The organism is Mucilaginibacter gossypii, from assembly GCF_900100945.1.
Taxonomy (GTDB): Bacteria; Bacteroidota; Bacteroidia; order Sphingobacteriales; family Sphingobacteriaceae; genus Mucilaginibacter; species Mucilaginibacter gossypii.
This window is the reverse complement of record NZ_FNCG01000010.1, coordinates 129,106-149,006: the sequence shown is the minus strand read 5'-3', so window position 1 is coordinate 149,006 and position 19,901 is coordinate 129,106. Positions and strand designations below refer to the sequence as shown.

Below are 19,901 nucleotides of genomic sequence, written 5' to 3'. Positions count from 1 at the left end.
TTTTCAACAGGTAATGAGCGATATGTTGCGATCCAGGCGCAGACATTTTGAAATGCTATTTTAAATAATGATTTCATGTTTAAATAATCAGAGGGTTATTTCCAGAGGTTAGTTAACTCTTCGTCCGATATGGGAAACAGGGCGTTGTCACGGATGTACTCATTCAATGCCCGCTCACTAGGTGTATCACGGATGGCGGTATACTTTGCTTTAACCAGCTCGAACAAGGAGATGAAATCATCTTTACCACCTTGCTCTCTTTCGAGAATATGAAAGATTCTTTTCAATTCCTCAATCACATCGGGCACCAAGCTTTGTTGCAATTCACGGCCGTCAACTTCTTCATGCACATCTTGTACAAAGCCGAACATATTCATATCCAGCCTGGACATGCCTTCAGGCAACTTAGATTTGCCGATCACCCCCTCATCCTCTTCCAGTCCCGGCTCATCATCGAGCTCTTCGTGCCACTCACGCATAACTGGCCTTAAATCAGGCTTACCTTTCCGACTACCTAACCAATTTTTTAACTGGTACCGGTAAAGCAGCGGTAAGACGATGAAATACCAAATGCTTGCAAGCACTAAGGCAGTGATCAAAAACTCCTGCCATGTGAATGATTTGAATACCATAATATTTCGCTTTTGTCCGGCGCGACATTGCGCCGGATTTTCAAAAGCAAAATTTCATCGCTACCAAAAACTTAAGTGGGTCATTCAGGTATACCGCTGAAATATTAGCACATCTCTGATTATTAATTATTTATAAATTTATCTAATCACGAATTTTCCCTTTATTTCCCTTGTTAGGATCATATTCGTTCTCCTTGTCGAACTTGCGCTCAATGCTATCACGCATTTCTCCGATATATTGGGTACGGTCGAGCCGCTTCCGGCGTCGCAATTCAGAAACCCGTTTTGATGGAATGCCAAGATTGACGTGAAAAATTTCTTCCAACGCCCGAAAGATGTCGGCAATGCTGGCGGAGCCATTGTTCACCTGCACCGTTTGGTGAATACCGATGCCGATCTCGGCTAAGTTGATCGTATCTCCTGTCCAGTGCAACTCACCGGCTTCAGAACCCGGTTCAAAAGGGATAGCCGGATTCTTCCTGAGCATCATGATCTTTTCAATTAGCCAGTCCCGCAGGCTTTCATAAGCCTTGAATTTAGAGAAGAGGTAATCACAACTCGTGGAAAACTCCGGGTCGAGATCAGGGACGTTCGGCAGCAAAATATTTTGAGATTCGGCCCCTCGGATAAAATAGATGTTATCCAGTTCGTCGGCATTGAGTTTATAATATTGGTAAATGAACGCGTATTGCCGAAAAAATCTGGCAATATATAGCAGTTCTAGTTCCAGAAAATCGATCTGTTTAGATACATCGCCTTTGGGCAGATGACTTTCGATCTCATAGAGTTCTGTGTAGTAAATATTCCAATGATAAAAAGCAGGCTTGATGTGTTTAAAGAAAGGGATTTCCTCTGTTTTGTCTTTAAAGGGATGATCGTCAAAATGGACTTTGAGTTTTTTCAGTGCGTCGCGGATGAGCTTTAATGAGGTCGTCCAACGCTGAAATGGGTCTTTTGTCTGGAAATAGGCTTTTTCCAGATCATCTTCTAACTGGCGGAGTAGCCGAGTGCTAATTTCCTGTATCATAAGTAAATTATTAAGAAAGCTCTGCCTTAGCCTGTTTACTGGCGACAACTATTACTCCGGCAGAATATCATGTAGGGGGATTATCTGTATCGTTTGATTTTTTAACCAATGATTAATGCAAATATGAAACGAGGTAATAAATTCAGGAATAGTGCAGAAACCCCTTTTTTAAGGATAGGGTGATGTCACTATGCAATGGTAAGGTCAAAACCCGAGCTTCCTTATCAGCTCCAACTTGCTTTTGACACCGGTCTTTGAATAAATTTTTTGTACGGTGTTATCAACCGTATTTTCAGAAATAAATAGCCGATCGCCAATGGCTTTATAGGTCAAGCCTTGACAGAGTAATAACACAATTTCAGTTTCGCGCCGTGAATAACCGTATGATTTGGCTTGTTGTTCAAAATCATCCTGCCGGTTACGTAGTTTTAAAACGGCTTCTTGAAAAGCCCTATGTTCATCATGTTCATGGCTAATCATTTTACGGAAATAAATAAAGGTAATAGCAACAATACCCGTGTTTGTACACAATACCTCGAATAACTGGCTTTCCTCGACTAATCCAAAGAAAGCCAGTGCAGCCCAGGGGCTGACAGCTAGGTACATGAATAGTTCATCGAGATATTGCTTCTTATTTTTTAACTCACGGTTTTGATAATGAATTGCCTTGAACATAACCCATAACAAAACAAGTGCATAGGCAAATGGAACGATCATGCCATAACGGATATCCACATTGAGATTACCATTAATCGAATAAACGATCACAAAGAAAATGAGGTAAGGTAGGAAGAGAAACAGGGGGACTCCGTATAATGCATGCCAGCGCAATTGTTTTAAATTAAACGCCTGGTAAAAGTAATAGGGAAAATAAGAAGCCATTAAAAAACCACTACCATAGGCGATCATTTCCTGTATGTTAACCGGAATCATTTTAATTGACGGGTCCGGGAACAGGCCACCAGTGATATTGTAAAATAGCATCAAAAAAAGCAGTAGCAGATATAATAACCGGTTGAGTTCTTGGGGCCGCAAAAAATAAAGGGCGGCCTGAAAAACCAACATACTCGCTTCCAGTAAAATAAAAATAAAGGTAACGATGTGTACCTGCGTGCCGAATACTAACATGATAAAAATTAAATGTCGGCCTCGCGTTTAAGAAAAAAAAGATTATAGCTTAGTTCCAGACGACTATAAACTATGAATCCAAAACGTTCATACCAGGGCAAGTTCTTTATAGTCGATGTTTCAAGATATACGGGTAACTGTTTTGCTGTGGCATCGTTCGTTATTTCCTGCAATAATTTGCTCCCAAGTCCCTTATGCTGTTGGTTGGGTTCAACGCCGATGAACCAAAGGTAGGCCATGGGTTCTTTTGGTTGTTTGGCTTTGATTTTACTTTCACGGTTAAGTGTTTTCTTAATACCTAATAAGCCTATGGCCTTTATGATCAACTTCACATCAAGTAGGATAGCTTTAAATGTAGCGCGCTTGTTTTGGGGATAAAGGACGAGCGCGCAAGCTTGATGGTTATCAGATAACCATACATCACCGAAAAGTGAACACATCTCAAATGAATAATCCATGAGTGCTCTTATTGCATTTATCCGACTTGAATCTTGCTTTACTATATAATTAACGCTTTGGTTGTTTTCAAATGATCGGCTTAAAATTTCTATAATCAGAGCTTTGTCAGCTGCTTCGGCTTTTTTCATAGTTGAAGATTTAGGTACAAAACATGAATTATTTTACATGATCTGATTGATAACTTATATTCAATACTTTTTAAATAATCAATACGATCACATTGAATTACCGGTATAAACTTTTATAAACTCTTCCCTGAAAGTTTCTCCCAAGGGAACTTCTTTATCACCTATATAAACTGCATGATTATCAAATGAAGTTACACGACTTATATTCACGACGAAAGACTTACTAACACGGATATAACGTCCTATTGGAAGCCGCTGATGCATATTCTTTAAATTCATTGCAGTTATGAGCTTTTGAGACTCTGTAAAGATCACGACGTAATCCTTCAATCCCTCAACATATAATAGCTCATCAAAATATACTTTATGAACCCTACGTTCGGATTTAATAAAAAGAAAATCACCAGTACCCTCTTCTATAGTACTTTTCACCGTTTCGTTGGAAAGTAATTTTTTAAAAAGCTCAGCCTTATTGATTGCCTTCTTTAGTCGTGACTTTTCAATAGGCTTTAATACATAATCTATTGCATCCAGTTCATAGCTTTTTAGTGCGTATTGTGGATATGCTGTCGTAAATATAGTCAGTGATTTTTTGGGAACACTCGCGGCGAAGTCTATACCGTTGAGGCCTGGCATTTGAATATCTACAAACAGCAAATCGACATCATTTTCTTTGAGATACTCCAGGGCTGAAAAAGCGTTAGAAAACTGCTTGAGTATTTCAAGGGACGACACCTCTTTAATCAGCGATTCCATTTCTGCCCTTGCAAGTGGCTCATCGTCTATTATGATACAATTCATATAGGTATTATTAGATTTACAGAAAAAGCTGTTGGCGTTGAAGATATATCAAGCTTAAAAAGATCTGCGTAAAGCAATTCGAGCCTCCTCTGAATGTTGGCCAAGCCCAATCCATTACTTTTTGCATCTGTTGGCCAGATGTCTACACCTTTGGAATTACAACACTTGAAACATAGGGTCTGATCTTTAACAGATAGATAAATTTCTATAGTTTCGGGCTTTCCGTTGATATCTACACTATACTTAATCGCATTTTCCAAAAAAGTAGTAAAAAGATTGGGGGGCAATAAAATATGGCTTAATCTATCCTTAGGAATTTCTGCATTCATGGTGAATGTGAGGTTGTCCCGACGGATTTTTTCAAGCTCCGCCAGGTTAGATAAAAATTGCAACTCAGAATGCAGGCTGGTTTTGCCTTCATTATTCTCGTATAACTGGTACCGCAAAAACTCTGACAGCTTCATAATGACCACGGTAGCTTTTTCTGCGTCAATACGAATCAGCGCCTTTACGTTATTCAGCATGTTAAATAAAAAGTGCGGATTAATCTGGTTACGCAACTCATTAAGCTCCATGCGAAGCGTTAAGTTGTTAAGCTCATTTATTCTTTCCTTGTCCTTCATCCACCTGACGAAAAGCTTGAAAGTCGTGCTCAATAATATAAGCGTGATAGCTAAGAAGTTGCCTACGTAGGGCCCTATGCGATCATCTTGGTTTTGCTCGATTTCATGTTTGCCATCAGGGCCTAAGATTGATAAATAGTGCTCCACTATAAATGAAAGAGATTCCAATGTTGAAACGACAATGAGTACTAATAGAAGAAAATATTTGAAATACTGCGTTTTGAATAGAAATCTGGGAACCAGTACATACATGTTAAAGTAAAACATAGCTACAAAGCCGAAATAAAAGACAATAAGGTGACCATATTTAATAGTACTCGGAATATCCTGAAGCTTGGTCGCAAAAAAAAGCAGGAATAAGGCAAGCAGGAATACTGCATGTCGCAACGGACGAAACCGCTCACCGATCAACAGGTCGATACCTTTATCTTGTTTAAATGTTTCAGTTGGCTGGTTCAATGTCAGATGTTATTATACAACAACAAAAGTAGGATAATACGTAGGCTAAGAGGATATTATTATACAAAAGCACTTCTTTCTTATACAAAATCGGAAGCGAAATTGGCTTTTTGTATAAAATGCCACGGGGTTCGTATAAAAACGGATTTCACTTTTGCTTTAGTGACGTTCTTTGATCAAAATGATAACGGGAATGGATCAAAGAAACTACCGAAGACTGGAAACAGAACTGTCATCTACATTGATGGTGTCGGATGTTTGCCTGCGCGGAAACTTTACTGAATTGGCTTATTTAGCTCACTTTGTTCAGTGTTATTGCCCTTCTATGCGTATCGCGGATTGGAACCAGCACCCAGTATATGTGATGGAGGATGCAGGAGTTAAAATTGGTATAGCTTTCTGTGATCTCCAGCCGCCTTTCCATTGGAGTTCTACGCAATGCGAAGATAATGTTATGGTGTACCCAAATCCAGACTGCGACGATATAACCGAATTATGGCTCGTTGTTGTAGGGAAACACTCATGGGGCTTCAATCCTCAATTAATAGAACTGGTTACACGCCAGGACGTACTTGCCATTTTTGACCGCATTCTCCTTTTTGACTTTTCAGAATCAAGCATACAGATTATCCAATAATTATGAATATCACGAGCAAATTTTTAATAGCCATTTCTACCTTAGTACTCACCAACAAAGCTTTTGGCCAAACCCAAGATAGTGTTGCCAGAAAAATAATCGCAGCAGCAGCCAATAAATTCGCGGAAGCACGGACTTTGAATTTTGAGTTTGTAGGTTCCGGCCCCTATAATTTCACTTCCAAGCTACAAGATGGTACTAAACTGCCGGATGGACGAACTACCAAATGGACACAATTCAAGGCGGACGCCAACATTAATTTTATAAAAACGAACAGTTGGATCATCGGAACCCAACTGAATTATCGGATGACCTCGATTGATGGCGCTTTAAATGAGCCACTGGCCGCAACGCCCAGCATGTTAAATGGTAATTTTCAGTATTTTCAGGGTGCGCTGAATGTTACCCGTATAACCCGGTTATTCGGAAAGACTGCCGTGCTAATAGGCAGTGCAAGCATGGATGCCAGTGATCGAAAGTTTGAACGCTTTCGGGGATTGTTCGGTGGCACACTGATGCTTAAAGCAGATGCACAAACCAAAATGTCGGTTGGCTTTGTAGTCAACATCGACCCAAGTTCTCAATTACCCGCATTACCAATCTTCACCTATGAACATCATTTCGATAACAACCTAGTTATTGATGTCACATTGCCAAAAAGTATCTTTCTTCGTAAACAAGTATTTCAGAGAGGGAGGGTCTCTATCGGCTCGGAATTTGACCGGACCAGCTTTTACCTGTACAACTTGGATAAGAGCGGAAAAACATTTGAGTTCAACCAAGTGGACCTTAATAATGGTATTGTCTATGAGCACCTGCTTTATAACTATTTTATCCTGACGCTCAAAGGAGGGTTAAAGACCAGTTTATCGCCACGGACTTTCGACAGAAACGGATCTTACCGCGACCCTGTCTGGGAAGCCAGCGTCAAACCATCAGCCTATTTTAACATTGGTATTTCATTCAATCCTTTTGCACGAAAAAAACAATAGTTGAAGGGCTCGGTCACTTCGCTTTTTCAATTCTTACTGCACAATGAATTATAAAATTTTATGGCTCCTGGTTTTGGCTTGGCCGCTTAAGACTGCGGCCCAGTCAAACTGGGATCTGAAGACCTGTATTGAATATGGGTTAAAGAACAACCGTAGTAACGCTGTTTATGCCAACGAAAAGCTAATCGCCGATGCAAAGGCAAAAGAAGCATTGGCAGCTTATCTGCCCAGCATAGGTATCACCAGTACACTCGACAACAATCTAATGGTGCAGGAAACGGTTATTCCTGCGGGTATCTTCGGCCCTAAGGATATTCGAGTAGCCTTTACTAAGAAATTTAATGCGAACCAGGTGGCAAGACTTGATCAAACCCTTTATGATCAATCATTGCTGACTGGACTGAAAGCAAATAAATACAACAGGCAGCAGGCAAATCTGAACCAGCAAAAAAATGATGAAACGATCATTTACAATATCAGCAATGCCTATGCGCAGGTATTTATTTACAGAGAGCAACTGGGTATGCTGCATGATAATCTGAATACCTATAACCGGCAAATGGAGTTAACCGGATTTCAGGTTAAAAAAGGCGTGAGACTACAAAAGGACCTGGATAAAGTAACTGTAGACTATAATAACACACGGTCGCAAATAGCTGTGGCAGAAAGCAATCTCGATCTGGCTAATAACCAGTTAAAATACGAAATGGGCTATCCAATGGACAGCAACTTCGCTGTCGATAGCACTGGTGCCAATGTATTTCAGAATATTGCTCCATTGCTGACAGAAAACAGCAGCTTCTCGGCAGTTAACCGTACAGATTATCGATTATCGCAAATCAATCTCCAATTACTGGAAATTGACCAACAGCGGATAAAAGCTGGGGCATTACCAAAACTTACGGCTTATGCGCAGTATGGCGCTGTAGGGTTTGGCGACCAACTCGGCCCTGCCTATAACACCCTCTCACCATATTCAGCAATCGGGCTAAAATTGACCATTCCCTTATTTGATTTTTTTAAACGCAGCGCACAATACAAACAGGCCGCTTATAAAAGCCTTAATGCCAAGGAAAACCTGAAGATTGATGAGGATAAATACCGGCTGGGGTTTGCAAATGCGCGTACAAAACTATTGAAAGAACAAAGTAATGTAGAAAACAGCCAGCGTAATATCGAGCTTGCAAAATCCGTGTTCAATACGACCAATCTTCAATATCAAAAAGGTACGACAGACCTCACAGACTGGCTTAATGCCCAGAATTCTCTGAAAGAAGCGCAGAATAATTATCTCAATGGGCTTTATACACTTTTCCAATCCCGCATTGAGTTGGAGAATGCCGGCGGCACTTTAAAATCATTTTACACAGGCTTACCTGCAGCACATGAAAAATAAATATATCCTTTTGCTTGTTGTGATCAGCATTGTTGCTTTGATCGCTATACGGTTACATTCCAATAAAAAACAAATTGACGAAAAGGAACGACCGGCTAAGGTCGTCGCTATCCGCATTCCGGTAAGGGTCGCACATATTGAGAAGCAGACGATGCAGATCAATATAGTTAAGACCGGTAATCTGACCTCGTTTAAGGAAGCTAAAGCTCTCGCGGTTACGTCAGGTACGTTATCGCAGGTACGGTTTAACCTGGGAGAACAGGTTAGTCAAGGACAGGTTCTTGCAATCACCGATATCCTTACACAGCAACTGGAACTCGAAAAAGCGGAAACCAGCATGAAAAAATTGCGTAATGACCTTGACACCTATACCGAATTATTTCAGGGAAAAGCCGCAACACAAGAACAAGTTAACAACATTCATCAAGATTATCTAAATGCGGTCAATCAAACTAATCAGGCAAGGAAAGCGTTGGCGGATGCATCGATTAGGGCTCCAATCAGCGGCATCATTGCTACAAAACCAGTCGAAAAAGGTGTCTATGTAAGTGCAGGGGCGGAAATCACGACGATTGTCGACCTGTCGAGTGCGAAAGTAAGAGTTAATCTTACCGAAGCAGAAGTTTATCAGGTCGTTCAAGGTCAGCAGGTAAAAATAATTACAGATGTCTATCCGGGTAAGGTTTTCAACGGGCGAGTTACATTTATCAGTCCGCAGGGAGACCAAGCACATAACTATATGACGGAAATACAGATCAATCAGTCCCAGAAAAACCTTTTGCGGTCTGGAACCTTTGTCCGTGTTGATTTTTCGCGGAAGACATCTCAACAATTACTTATCATTCCGCGGGAAGCATTAATGGAAAGCGAGAGTATGGTGGGAGTGTATGTTGTTAGAGATGGAGTAGCCCGCCTTAAAAAAATCACTACTGGTGCCGAAATGGGTAGTGAGGTCGTCGTCACCAGCGGACTAAACGAGGGTGACGAAGTGGTGACGTCCGGCCAAATCAATCTGAAAGATGGCACTGCCGTCAGTGTTTCTAAATAAGCTCTCAATAAATGTGTTATTCCAGCCAACATTCGAAAATAGTAGTGAACGCACTCATCGCACTGTTGGTTACGGCAATGATCGTTATACAGACATACCTAAAAGTGAAGATCACAAAAACAATTCTACAAACCAAAACGCAGAACCATGTCCATAGCGGAAGTTGCCGTTAAACGGCCCTTACTTATCATCGTAATTTTCACCGTCCTGCTCTTGTTCGGCGCGCTCAGTTATTCTAAACTGAACTATAAACTGTTACCTAACATTCAAGTAGCGACTGTTTCCGTCAACACGGTTTATGCCGGCGCTTCGGCGGCAGAAGTAGAAACCTCTGTCACCAAAAAGTTGGAAGATGCCTTCGCTTCTGTAGAGGGGCTTGAAAAGATCAGTTCTACTTCCCAAGAGGGTTTGTCGCAAATTGCCGTGGATCTGAAAAGTGGAACGGATGTCGATAAGGCGGAACGTGATATTCAGCGTAAAGCTGACCAAGCACAAAATGACCTGCCGGATGATGCCGATAAACCAGTGGTCAACAAGGTCAATTTAGAGGAGACACCTGTTATTCGTGCTGGTGTGACTGCTACACTTGCTCCAAAGGTGCTATATGAACTCGTTGATAAGAACATTCGCCCGGTATTGCAAAACGTCAGTGGTGTCGGTCAAGTTAATATTATCGGTGGTGAGGAACGAGAAATTCAGGTAAATATCGACCAGGGAAAGTTGCGAACTTACGGATTGAATGTGACCCAGGTCAGCGAAGCCATTAACAGTGCGAATCGTTCATTCCCTGCTGGTAAAATTGAGACGCAGAAGCAACAGATTTCCATTCAATTAGACGCTAATGTCATCTCACTTGATCAGTTACGGAACCTTATAGTAGAACAGCGGCCAGGTGGGGGCGCAATTTATTTACGGGATATTGCTGAAATTGTAGATGCTACGGCCAAAGCAACCGCTATCAACCATATTGATGGTGTGCCATCCATCGGCATACAGGTTATAAAACAATCAGATGCGAATGCGGTCAATGTAAGTAGAGGAGTTAAAGCCGCATTTGCAAGGCTCGAAAATCAGTATGCTTCGCTACGGGTAAAATTTCAAGTGTCGAGCGATCAGTCCGTTTATACACTTAAATCCGCTACTGCCGTAATGGATGACCTCATGCTTGCGGTACTGATTGTTGGCCTGGTTATGCTTGCCTTTCTTCATAGTTTCAGAAGCTCCATGTTTGTAATGGTGGCTTTACCTTCGTCAATTATCCCCACATTCATCGCCATGTACCTGCTTGGTTTCTCCCTTAACCTGATGACTTTAATGGCGATGTCGCTGGTGGTCGGTATTTTAGTTGATGATTCGATTGTAGTTCTCGAAAATATTTACCGGCATTTGGAAATGGGAACAGACAGACGAAAAGCTGCTCTGGATGGCCGAAATGAGATTGGTTTTACAGCGATGGCAATTACGCTTGTGGATGTTGTAGTATTCCTGCCACTCGCTTTGGCTGGTGGCCTAATCGGTTCTATCCTTCGGGAGTTTTCACTGGTGGTGGTATTCTCCACCCTCATGAGTCTTTTCGTCTCCTTTACTGTTACGCCAATGTTGGCCAGCCGGTTTGGCCGCGTGGAGCATTTAAAAAAGGATACAATATGGGGGCGTCTTAACCTCGGCTTTGAACACTTGATTGATGTGCTGAAAGATAATTATGCCAGAATGCTGGCCGTCGTGCTACATAAAAAGCGTTGGTTGTTATCAGCGGTGATCCTGCTTATTATAGGTTCACTGATGCTTGTGGCAAAAGGTTTTATTGGAGGCTCCTTTATTCCTGCAACTGACCAGGGCGAAATGCTCGTCAACCTTGAACTTGAGCCCTCCACTTCCCTTTATCAAACAAATATGGTCACGCAGCAGGTGGAAAAGATCATCATGGCCCGGCCAGAGGTGAGTAAAGTGTTTTCGAGTATCGGTTTTGTAAGCGGTGGTGTTGTCGCAACTGGCAATAACGCTAACCGCGCCGAATTAACGGTAAGTTTGATTGACCGAAACCAACGTAACTTAACGGCTGACGAATTTGGCCTCCTGTTACAACAGGAGATCAGTAGCGCGATAGCAGGCGTCAAAGTAACCGCTTCTGCCACATCAATCACCGGAAACGCCAGTTCAGCGCCTATACAGATTGCGATCAAGGGCGTGGACAGAAAAGCGGTACGAGATGTAGCCGAAAAGTATCAGAAAATAGTAGCCAGTATACCAGGTACAAATTTTGTCGAACTGTCAGTGAAGGACGAAAAGCCGCAAATTGAGATTAAACTCAATCGAGACAAAATGGCCCTTTTAGGTATCAATGCAAGCCAGGTTGGTGCTGCCTTATTAAATGCCTTTAGTGGCAATAATAAAACCCTGTACAAAGAAGCCGGTAATGATTATAAGATCATGGTCGGCTTGGATCGTGCTGATCGTTCTAACATTAATAGTGTCCGCAACCTTTCTTTTGCGAGCAATAACGGCCAATCCTTTTTACTTAGCCAATTTGCGGAGGTAAAGGAAGGATTGGGAGAAAGTGTCCTTCAACGAAATGACCGTTTAGGGGCCATCACTGTGAATGCTAATGTATCGGGCAGACCGACTGGCACTGTAGCGGATGAAATCAAAGCCAAGGCGGGAGCAATTGTCTTGCCGCCTGGGATCACCGTAGAATATCTTGGTGATATTAAAAATCAGGGCGATGCCTTTGCCAGCCTGGGGTTGGCACTGATCATCGCTATTCTTTTGGTGTATCTGATCATGGTTGCTCTATATGAAAGCCTGATTTATCCGTTTGTTGTATTGTTTTCCATCCCTGTTGCTCTTATCGGCGCTTTGCTGGCGCTTGCCCTTACCATGGAGACACTAAACATATTTTCCATCATCGGTATGATTATGCTGCTGGGGCTGGTGTCTAAAAACGCAATTCTTATTGTCGATTTTACCAATCAACTCAAAGATAAAGATGGATATCCCGTGGAAAAAGCCTTATTGGAAGCAGGGAAAGAGCGTTTAAGGCCAATTCTAATGACCACATTAGCGATGATCTTAGGTATGTTGCCTATTGCTATAGCAAGTGGAGCGGGTGCTGAGATAAAAAGTGGCATGGCTTGGGTGGTCATCGGTGGTTTGACCAGTTCAATGGTGTTAACTTTATTTGTCGTTCCGGCGATGTATCTCATTATCGAAAATGTAAAATATCGTTTGACTAATAACAAGGCCATCAAATTGGAGACGGTTAATGTTTAAATTGTTATTGCCCGATTAAACTTCCCTTGTAATCTTCAAAAAGTATCAAACGATCACATTACTATTTGATCGTTTGATACTTTTTGAATGATTTGGCTAGTCTTATTTAAAGACTCTTGTAGGGGTGTTTCGTCAGTTGTTTTCTCAGCCTTAGTCAATATGTCTTTTGCTTCCAATAAGACTATCTCACAATTGATCAAATCCTCAATATCTGACCTGATATTTTGGTAGTTCTCCATAATATCTTCATCAGTAACCCGACTGATTACTGGAATGGGTTTGTAGGCTGCTTCCTCTTTGGCAATTCCTTCATGATCATTTTGTATCGCATTATGAAACATTTTAAGCTGAATCTTCTGATCAGGGTTATCAGCTACAATGCCCACAAACTCACCCGATGAAAGTGAAGCTATCTTAGAAGCCGGGATTGCATAGTCTAACTGTGTGGCCTTAGAAATCGAAGTGTCACTGCTATTAATGGTCATGCTGTTTTTATTCTGAACGATCTTTCCAAAGTTCTCTGATAGCTTTTTGGCAGTATCGCCTGTTACCTGGCCGCTAATAATGTTACCCACAATACCAGTAATTACGTCCGCTTGTTCCGCGCCATAATCTTTAGTCAACTGGCTAAAATCCTGCACGGCTAAAGTGGTAGCCACCTTATTGCTTCGCGCTGTGGCAATTAGTCCATCCATATTGTTGAAGAAAATCGTCGGGAATTCATCAAAGATTAAGCTGCTTTTTAACTGGTTCTTCCGGTTCACCAACTTGATCATTCGGGAAATATAAAGTGATAATACAGCGCCGTAAATCTGCAATTTCTGCGGGTTGTTGCCCACACAAACAATTTTTGGTTCTTTCGGATTATTGATATCCAGGGTGAAATCATTACCCGACAGAACATAATACAGCTGAGGCGAAGCCAGACGAGCCAAACCGATCTTGGCGCTGGCCACTTGGCCCTCCAATTGCGGCGTCGCGTTGCGATTATAGGCAGATATAAATGGATTGACCAGTGCCCGTACCTCTGGCTGTGTGTTTAGAACCGGAAACAACTGGTCATAATCTACCTGCATCAATTCGATTACGTGCGGCAGCGTACAATATTTGCCGTTCTGGTATTTGCGCAAATACCAGATAATAGCCGTCAAGAAATTTATCGGACTTTCTACGAAAAAGTCACCTTGTTTTTTGAGCCATTCGCGATTCAGGCCCAACATAATCGTCACGCTAGCCTCGGCAGCGTCTGTAATATCGAGCATTCCCACTGGATCAAGGGGATTACAGCGGTGTGAACGGTTCAGATCATCAAAGTTGATCATATAAAATTGCGGCTTTACCGCGTAATCCTGCCGGTATTGTAACAGTTTATTGTACGCGATCTTTGTCAAATCATCAAATTTGAAATCATAAAGAAACATCGAAAATCCCTTTTTGAGGTGCTGGTCAATAATGTGCCTGATCACAAAATAAGATTTACCCGCGCCGGGTGTACCCGCCACCAACATTCCCCGGAACGGATTGATAAAATTGATCCAACTATCACGGGTTTTGCCTTTCAGCCGGTATTTAGCCGGAAGGTTGACCGAATATTCGTTTTCCAGTAGTCTTTCCTCTTGTGGGAAAGTTTCATTTTCGGTATTGAATATATCTTTGTGCAGTTTATCCCTTAGTAAACGTGATAACCAGGTGCCGCCGGTAATCATGAGTAAATAACCTACAGCGGTAAGCACGATATAGGCGGTAGCTATTAAGTTGATATTGGCAGGCAGATAAAAACATAATATACTGATCCAGTAGACCAGCAAACCGCTGCTGATATAGGCAACAATGCTTTTGTAATTGACCTTTTCATCTTTTTTGCCTTTTATACCCACTAAGGAGATCGCCAGGCAAAGCAGTCCGGCCAACTTGGGCTTCCACCAATTATTGAATAAACCGGTCCTGGCAATGTTTGCGATCAGCCTATCGGTAATATTCGCTGTCCAGTGCCATTGCTCAAATGCTTTATAACAGCTGATATAAAAGTGAATGGCCAATATAAAAATACTGATCAGTCGTGTAAAATCGACGATCTTTCTTAATCCCTGTGTGTCTTCCCCAGTTTGCATAATGATGTCTTTTGATATTTTATAAGGTCAGTCCGTTATCGGCTTCCTGGCCTTTTTTCCTGCGTTTCTTCTTATTGGTAATACTTGGCGCCACGCCCGGCTGATATTTGCCTGAAGGCAGGATCAGTTTGAATGCGGGCTGCAACCTTTGTGATGGAGGTTGTTGTTTTTTGGTCGTCTGCCGGTTCTGTTTATGGGCATTTGCAGCAGCTGTGCGTATTTTCAGCCGTTCTTCCAGCGTACCTTTCTTTTGCGAGTTGGCGTATTTAAAAGTCTCCGTCAAGCTCCGGTCGAAATCAAATTGTTTATCAAACAAGGTTTCGCCCATTTGCTTGAACACCGAACGGTCGAACTGACCAACCTTTTTGGAATGCTCCGTATTTTTGCCCCGCGAGTTATTCATAGGGCTGAGTTTGATCGAATTGGTGATATCCTTGCGGCTGACGATGACCTGGACGTGCATTTGTTCACCAGGTTTGCGGTCACCGCGTTTTTGCAGCCCGTTTTTCACTTCGGTATCCTTATGACTGTAATAACGGTAATGCTCCAACTTACCGAACCACAATAGATCTTGATTGCTTTCAATGCTCGGCCTTTTGAAGTTGCCGGCGTACTCATCCATCACTTTAATCGCATAGGCTTTCAACTGTCCTTCCACGCCTTTATCGCCAAATTGTTCTTTGAGCCAAGCAATCTCTTTTTGGCTGGGGCTGATATTGATCAGGAAAAATTTCGCATCCGCCCGGCTTAATTTAGCCACATTGTGATCGAGCGCCAATTGTGCTTCATGAGAAAAAATCGCCTGCTGTCCACCATTGAACCATAGTTCGGGCGCAGTATTCCTATCCAGCCTGTTTTCTTTATCCAGGTAATGAATGAGCGCGCCGCTACTGCCTTTGTTGTCCGCTGTATCGCTGTCGGTGATATTGATAAACATCGCGCTATATTTTAGTGACCTGCTGCCGGGCTGCCTGCGCCAATTCCTCTTTCTCTTTTGTAGGGGTGGTAAAGCTGAAGGTATCCCTGATCTTGATATAGTAGTTCAGAATATGCAGGAATTTAGTTTTCAGGCTTTCTTTGGCATCCAGCTTTCCCACGATGATCTGTAATAGTTTGTCTGTTTCTGAAAACTTGCTGATCTGCGCCTGCTGATTATTTTGCAGGTCGGTATTGGCCTTGAGTATCTGTGTGTTGAAGCAGTCCAATATTTTGATTTGGGATTGTATCATGCGGTCAACTTCCAGCTTAACCGGGATCAAAATCTTTTCTTCCTGTGCACGGATAAAGCGGATATAGGTATCGTGATTTTTAACCAGTGTGGTTTTCAGCAACTCGTCGCTGATGTCCGTAGGGTCTTTCTTCGTTTTATAAAAATACTCCACCATCCGGATGAAGAACTCACGCTTGGTACAGCCGGCCGCATTGGCCAGCTTTTGCAGCTTAGCATCCGTTGCGTCGGAATACTTGATCGTCTTTTTATAAATGGTTTCATCTGCCATACGTCCCTCTTTAAAGGCATTCCGCGTGGAATGCTGAAAACTTGTTTAAACCAGCCGCTAACTTGTCCAAGCATCCCCGGAGGATGCGCGATACCCCGTTTGCAGCGCAAACGGCGAGCAAAGTTGGGCTCTGCCCAACTTCCGCTCGCTCCAATTTTTTTAACTAAAAAATTGGCTGCTCTCAACCATATCGGGGTTTGCCTTATAGTATTGATCCTTGCCTATATTTAAATCTGCTATTTTTTAATTAAACGCAGTTGCCCTATGCAAATGAGAGAAAGTTACATCTACCGAATAGGGAAACTACGGGGTGTCGCTAATCTTTTAGAAAGTAAACATATTTGGAGGACCAATAAATATCATTTCGTTGTTGAGGTGGTTGTATACCGTCCACCGTCCGGTTTACTATCTTTCTGGGATAAAGAATCTTCGAATTAAATGCGACAAATTGGTAAATTGCGTTTTAACCAATTTTATCACATGTCCTTAACTCCTAAATTAGCCCCGAAAAGTCTTAACGAATGGACGCTGGAAATGAATATCACCAGGGAACTTTGTAATATGTTCGACAGTCCTTTCGGCCTTCTATACCCGGTGCGACTACGGCGTATCTTTGACATCCAGCCTTTCGGGATTACCCGTTTCTGGCGACGCCGAGCATGGAGCGAGAAATTGGCACCACGCGAAGAAGGTACCGGCGGCGGTTGGGATACCAAGATTACTATTCCGCAGGACAGTACGGCGGATGAACGGGCCATTTATATTCAATTCAAATGCGGAACCCATAGCGAAGGTAACCATATCAATGGCAGCATGTTCAGCTTAGGTGTTCATAATCCTAACCCCCATATTGAATTTTCCTTCAATGACAACGGCAAGCCCGCGGCGAGCAAGCCCGGCAATCAGCACAATGCGTTGGGCGTATTAAACAACTACTTGATCGAAAATGGTTGTACGGATCGCTCAGTGCTTTACGCGTTCCCGCGTATTAAGGACCGGCAAGCGATGTCGATGTTGACCCAACCATTGATCTACTATACCACTTTCATGAGCCTAAAGGAAATGGACCAGGAGGCAGGGAACAATCATGCGAACCTTTACGATGGAGATAAGCATTCTTTCCGGTCTTGCTATATTGACGAACGCCGACGCGAGATATCATCGGAGCCATTCGCGCTCTCGGGGGAGATCGAATCAGTAAACATATTGCGAGAATATATGCAAGTGCGACTGGCTAGAGTCTGGAATGAAGTGGTCGACGATATCCGAGAAGATCGTTTAAGAGATTACCTCGTGGTAGCGCTTTGCGAGGAACTACGCATTGATCCTTTTGAACTGGTTGGTGAACCCTTTGAATATTTTAACCCGCCTTCGTTCGAGTTCCGGCGAATCGAAGATAGTCGGCGTCAGAATGAACGCCTGGTCTTCGGTGAAGGAGCGCAGGGCTTAAATCGTATGAATACTCTCTTTAAGTTGCTCTACTCGTTTATTCGTGAATTGAAAGGCGTGGTGGATATTAATAGTTTACCTGCAAACTTTTCTAGCATATTGCCCCAACAGACCATTGAGGCTCCCGATAATGTATTTGATGATGAACTGGGCGGCTCGCTCAACCTCACGCGATTACTGTTTTGACAAATAATTTATTGCTACGCAATTAGGGTGCGCACATGGTTTGCAAACTTACAGGGGATTATACCTATTATCAACATGAATGAAGAGCTATTTAGATTAAGGGCCCAGCATGTCGAAATCACTAAGCGGTTTATCAACAATGGCTGGATCGAGGTCTACCGTAGTGGCAATGATAGCGAGATAGAGGCTGGTATTTACTGCTGTTTAGTCAGTCCAGATAATTTAAATAAATACCTGGAGGACCGAGACTGGGGCATCCACTGGGGTAGCGAGGGGCATCCCAGTGTTATCACACATTTCAGAGATGGCGGGAAAGTGACTGAGTATTTCCGTTTTGCAGAAGAGGGCTTGGAGCCTTTCATTTATCCCAAATGGTTCACACACGTGAAAGAGCGTTATGTTGATGTTTCGCAAGAGTTCGTAAATTATTTCAAACTGTATGAACAGGCGTCATCCAAACAGAAGCGCAGTTATTACTTTATTGATGACTCTGGCGATACTGAAGAGGTAATCCATGTGACCGAGCGACAGGTGCGTATCAAGTTAAAGTTCCTAAACGAATACCTGGCTGTTAGGAAAATGCATCTTTCCCTATGCTTTGACTTTATGATCGTGACCGACGAGGCTGGCGCCGGTTCTGCGTTTATTCCGAAGGATGAAGATTTTATCAGCAACAGTTTTCACTACAACCACTTGATTCGTGTTGTGCCCGGAATCGGCGACAAGCCGCTGCAAAGCTGGATCATTGGGAAGACGATGCTCAAGTTCGACGCGGCCAAAAGTGGTAAGTTTTGGTTCGACCTTGACGAGGACGCGCATGAGAGTTTTATTATCGGCTATGATGATGACGGAACAGAAAAACTAGTGCGTTGCGATTCGGAGGATTATAAATTCTTTACGCCGGTTTATTTCAAAAAGGAAGTGCTAAACAAGTATTATGATAATCCACAGAAATACGAGGTCGACGGCTTTCACATTAAGTCCAGCTTCATCAGTCTCAAGATGGATAACAATAATACGGACTATGTGATGGTGTTTCTTAACGACCTAACCATGCTGCCACAAAAGGAGCAGTTGCACTGGAAGCACCATAATATCGCGCCCCAAACTGGTATGGGAATGAGTGGGGCTTATTATGATACGATGGTTCTCGGTAACTGGGCGCGAGATTCGGATTCAGTAGACGTGCGTTTCAAAGCTAAATATCACCGCTTCAACAAAAAATGGTTCGGGAAATTCGGCTGGCATTTTTATAAAGAACTGACTGGCAGCGATCCACAGCACTTTAGTGCCCTGCATTTACCTTCAGAGAATAATGTGCGGGCCTTCTGCGAGCAGATTCTCATCCTGGTCAAAGCAACGGTAGACAGTCTAAACGAAGAAATGTTGGTCAAAGGCTTGTCAAAGATCGAGAATGAAAAAGGTATCGCTAAACTGGAGCGTTTCCTCGACATTCGCTCAATACAGATCCCGGACATGATCACTTTCCTCCGGAATCTGCAGGACCTGCGCTCGGGCATGATGGCGCACCGTTTTAGTAAGTCCAATAAAAACTGTCAGAAGGCGTTGACTTATTTCGGCCTTACCGAGCATAATTATCGACAGGTAGCGCAGGATATTTTCATTAAATCGCTATTTACGCTAAACACTTTTTCCAAATTATTCTTGGACGAAACGGAGGAATTCGAAGGCTGAGATATTCGAATAACATTAGATATCGATGACCTCACTGCCATTAGCACAACTCGAAGTATTTTTGACTACATTTACGAATAAAATATATTACAAATAATTTTTAACAATGCCCAAAGGAACCGTCTGCATTCTTAACCATAATCGCGGAATGTATGCCGTCGAATTATCGGATGGTAGTTATTCAGTATTTGAATTGCTGGACACCAACGAAATCAATCTGGAAGATGTTATTTCTGGTCCCCTCGATGAGGAAGGAAGTTGCACATTAAGTAATCTTACAGAAAACGAGGCTTTTGAAGCAATGATTCAAAATGCAGGCTTGAATTTAGCATTGGCAAAAAAAAGGACAATGCTTATTTAA

At 42.5% G+C, this 19,901-nt stretch carries 17 protein-coding genes; 8 read left to right on the top strand and 9 right to left on the bottom strand.

What is annotated here, in order from left to right:
* Positions 1–95: 95 nt before the first annotated feature.
* From BLS28_RS18380 to BLS28_RS18355, 6 genes are all read right to left on the bottom strand, one after another.
* Entirely contained in the window at positions 96–632 is a 537-nt protein-coding gene (locus tag BLS28_RS18380) for a hypothetical protein (RefSeq protein ID WP_091170740.1), read from the bottom strand.
* A gap of 142 nt (positions 633–774) precedes the next feature.
* The gene (locus tag BLS28_RS18375) at positions 775–1,659 is read right to left on the bottom strand and encodes an RteC domain-containing protein (RefSeq protein WP_091170736.1); all 885 of its coding nucleotides are present in this window, start codon (positions 1,657–1,659) and stop codon (positions 775–777) included.
* A 204-nt stretch (positions 1,660–1,863) separates the two neighbouring features.
* Positions 1,864–2,724 (bottom strand): helix-turn-helix domain-containing protein, encoded by an 861-nt coding sequence (locus tag BLS28_RS18370; RefSeq protein ID WP_256337478.1) that lies wholly within the window; start codon positions 2,722–2,724, stop codon positions 1,864–1,866.
* Between the two features lie 71 nt (positions 2,725–2,795).
* Positions 2,796–3,374: a GNAT family N-acetyltransferase gene (locus BLS28_RS18365; protein ID WP_091170729.1), complete on the bottom strand. Its 579-nt coding sequence runs from the start codon at positions 3,372–3,374 to the stop codon at positions 2,796–2,798.
* Between the two features lie 87 nt (positions 3,375–3,461).
* The gene (locus BLS28_RS18360; RefSeq protein WP_091170726.1) at positions 3,462–4,175 is read right to left on the bottom strand and encodes a LytR/AlgR family response regulator transcription factor; all 714 of its coding nucleotides are present in this window, start codon (positions 4,173–4,175) and stop codon (positions 3,462–3,464) included.
* A complete protein-coding gene (locus BLS28_RS18355; protein ID WP_091170723.1) occupies positions 4,172–5,257 on the bottom strand; it encodes a sensor histidine kinase in 1,086 nt (361 codons plus the stop codon). Before BLS28_RS18355 ends, BLS28_RS18360 begins: the two co-directional genes overlap by 4 nt.
* A gap of 193 nt (positions 5,258–5,450) precedes the next feature.
* Here BLS28_RS18355 and BLS28_RS18345 point away from each other — a divergent pair, with 193 nt between their 5' ends.
* The 5 genes from BLS28_RS18345 (at position 5,451) to BLS28_RS18325 (ending at position 12,600) form a co-directional block, all read left to right on the top strand.
* Complete coding sequence (locus tag BLS28_RS18345) at positions 5,451–5,894, top strand: hypothetical protein (RefSeq protein ID WP_143020814.1); 444 nt, start codon at positions 5,451–5,453, stop codon at positions 5,892–5,894.
* A gap of 2 nt (positions 5,895–5,896) precedes the next feature.
* On the top strand, positions 5,897–6,886 hold the full coding sequence (locus BLS28_RS18340; RefSeq protein ID WP_091170712.1) for a hypothetical protein: 990 nt from the start codon (positions 5,897–5,899) through the stop codon (positions 6,884–6,886).
* Positions 6,887–6,929: 43 nt separating this feature from the next.
* On the top strand, positions 6,930–8,282 hold the full coding sequence (locus tag BLS28_RS18335) for a TolC family protein (RefSeq protein WP_091170710.1): 1,353 nt from the start codon (positions 6,930–6,932) through the stop codon (positions 8,280–8,282).
* Positions 8,272–9,330 (top strand): efflux RND transporter periplasmic adaptor subunit, encoded by a 1,059-nt coding sequence (locus BLS28_RS18330; RefSeq protein ID WP_091170707.1) that lies wholly within the window; start codon positions 8,272–8,274, stop codon positions 9,328–9,330. Before BLS28_RS18335 ends, BLS28_RS18330 begins: the two co-directional genes overlap by 11 nt.
* A gap of 147 nt (positions 9,331–9,477) precedes the next feature.
* A complete protein-coding gene (locus BLS28_RS18325) occupies positions 9,478–12,600 on the top strand; it encodes an efflux RND transporter permease subunit (RefSeq protein WP_091170704.1) in 3,123 nt (1,040 codons plus the stop codon).
* Between the two features lie 53 nt (positions 12,601–12,653).
* Here BLS28_RS18325 and mobC read toward each other — a convergent pair whose 3' ends face one another.
* From mobC to BLS28_RS18310, 3 genes are read right to left on the bottom strand one after another with little or no spacing between them, the layout of a single operon-like run.
* Complete coding sequence (mobC, locus tag BLS28_RS18320) at positions 12,654–14,711, bottom strand: conjugal transfer protein MobC (RefSeq protein ID WP_091170701.1); 2,058 nt, start codon at positions 14,709–14,711, stop codon at positions 12,654–12,656.
* Between the two features lie 19 nt (positions 14,712–14,730).
* A complete protein-coding gene (locus BLS28_RS18315) occupies positions 14,731–15,648 on the bottom strand; it encodes a DUF5712 family protein (RefSeq protein WP_091170698.1) in 918 nt (305 codons plus the stop codon).
* A gap of 4 nt (positions 15,649–15,652) precedes the next feature.
* On the bottom strand, positions 15,653–16,210 hold the full coding sequence (locus tag BLS28_RS18310; RefSeq protein WP_091170694.1) for a BfmA/BtgA family mobilization protein: 558 nt from the start codon (positions 16,208–16,210) through the stop codon (positions 15,653–15,655).
* A gap of 480 nt (positions 16,211–16,690) precedes the next feature.
* Here BLS28_RS18310 and BLS28_RS18305 point away from each other — a divergent pair, with 480 nt between their 5' ends.
* The 3 genes from BLS28_RS18305 (at position 16,691) to BLS28_RS18295 (ending at position 19,901) form a co-directional block, all read left to right on the top strand.
* Complete coding sequence (locus BLS28_RS18305) at positions 16,691–17,845, top strand: hypothetical protein (RefSeq protein ID WP_218134468.1); 1,155 nt, start codon at positions 16,691–16,693, stop codon at positions 17,843–17,845.
* A 75-nt stretch (positions 17,846–17,920) separates the two neighbouring features.
* Positions 17,921–19,540: a hypothetical protein gene (locus tag BLS28_RS18300; RefSeq protein WP_091170687.1), complete on the top strand. Its 1,620-nt coding sequence runs from the start codon at positions 17,921–17,923 to the stop codon at positions 19,538–19,540.
* A 106-nt stretch (positions 19,541–19,646) separates the two neighbouring features.
* A complete protein-coding gene (locus BLS28_RS18295; protein ID WP_091170683.1) occupies positions 19,647–19,901 on the top strand; it encodes a hypothetical protein in 255 nt (84 codons plus the stop codon).